At 46.0% G+C, this 1,501-nt stretch carries 1 protein-coding gene and 1 pseudogene; both read left to right on the forward strand.

Annotated features, from left to right (window positions below; genetic code table 11):
* Nucleotides 1-249 (forward strand): annotated as a pseudogene (locus tag VLN09_RS03910) (choline transporter); the annotation flags it as partial.
* A gap of 129 nt (nucleotides 250-378) precedes the next feature.
* Nucleotides 379-1,410 carry a tRNA dihydrouridine synthase DusB gene (gene dusB / locus VLN09_RS03915; RefSeq protein WP_325243881.1) on the forward strand — a complete coding sequence of 344 codons (1,032 nt, stop codon included), beginning with the start codon at nucleotides 379-381 and terminating at the stop codon, nucleotides 1,408-1,410.
* The last annotated feature ends 91 nt before the right edge of the window (nucleotides 1,411-1,501 follow it).

Below are 1,501 nucleotides of genomic sequence, written 5' to 3' on the forward strand. Positions count from 1 at the left end.
TATTACACTGAAGATAACGCTGATAAATTACCGCAACAGCATGATCATCGCGCTGAAGTATATCTGCGCCGTGGTGGTCAGACCTACGACTTATATGGTTATGAGTCCGAGTCAGTCATCAATGACATTATTGATCAATTCGAGAAATATCTACACTTTGTGAACGTCTCGCCAGATATTCTACCGTGGCGTATGCAAGAGCATGATGAAGATATTACACTAGAGCAGGGCAGTGTATTTGATAAATAATCCTTTCTAATAGCATGTTAAATATTAGTAAATTCTATTAGATGAGTAAATGATGGCGTAATTCCTTGCAATATGCGCACGAATCCTTAGAATAACGGCTTGTTTTCATTGCAAATCAAGCCGTTTTTTATGTCTATTGATTCTCCTGTTTTACCTTCATCTCCTCTGATGTGTCAGCATCCTTTATTGCAACCACTAGTGATTGGCGGTTTGACGATTGAAAACCGTCTAATAGTCGCACCGATGGCTGGCGTGACAGACAATCCTTTTCGTAGATTGTGCAAATCTTTTGGTGCGGGTCATGCAGTCAGTGAAATGATTATCGCTGATACAGCATTGTATGCGCGCAAAAAATCGCTATACCGTGCCAATTTCGATAATGAGATTGCGCCTATTTCTGCGCAGATAGCGGGCGCGGAACCTGATAAATTGGCAGAAGCGGCGCGTTATCAGATCGATAATGGTGCGCAAATTATTGATATTAATATGGGCTGCCCTGCCAAAAAGGTTTGCCGTAAACTGGCAGGTTCTGCTTTGCTACAAGACGAAGACTTGGTTGCGCGTCTATTAGATGCTGCGGTAAATGCCGTCGATGCGCCTGTAACGTTAAAAACGCGATTGGGCTATGAGAATGGGCGTGAGAACATTTTGCGCGTGGCAAAGCGAGCAGAGCAGGCGGGTATAGCTGCTATTGCTATCCATGGGCGCACGCGCGAAGATATGTATACGGGTGAAGCGCGCTATGAGCTGATTCGTGAAGTCAAAGAAAGCATCAGTATTCCAGTGATTGCCAATGGTGATATCGATAGTGCGCAAAAAGCGCAGCGTGTTTATGAGCTGACGGGCTGCGATGCGGTGATGATTGGGCGCGCCGCTCAAGGACAACCGTGGATATTTCGCGATATCGCGCACTTTTTGCGCATAGGAGAGACGCTTGCGCCCCCAAGTGTGGGCGAGATCAAAAAGATTGTACTGGCGCATTTAGAGGAGCTGTACGGCTTGTATGGTGAATACTCAGGCTGCCGGATTGCTCGTAAGCACATCGCTTGGTATACCACAGGTATTCCGAACTCCAACGCTTTCCGGCAAGCCATGTATGGTGAGGAAAGTACCGCTGGGCAGTTCCGTGTAGTGGAAGCATTTTTACACGCTCATGAATAATACAGCCCGTTCAGATAACTGGTATTCAAATTGAGGACACGCTTTAGGAGCGCTTTGAATCATTCAGACCAACGCAAAACCAATCAGCTCG

This window comes from Psychrobacter sp. (assembly GCF_035469765.1).
Taxonomy (GTDB): domain Bacteria; phylum Pseudomonadota; class Gammaproteobacteria; order Pseudomonadales; family Moraxellaceae; genus Psychrobacter.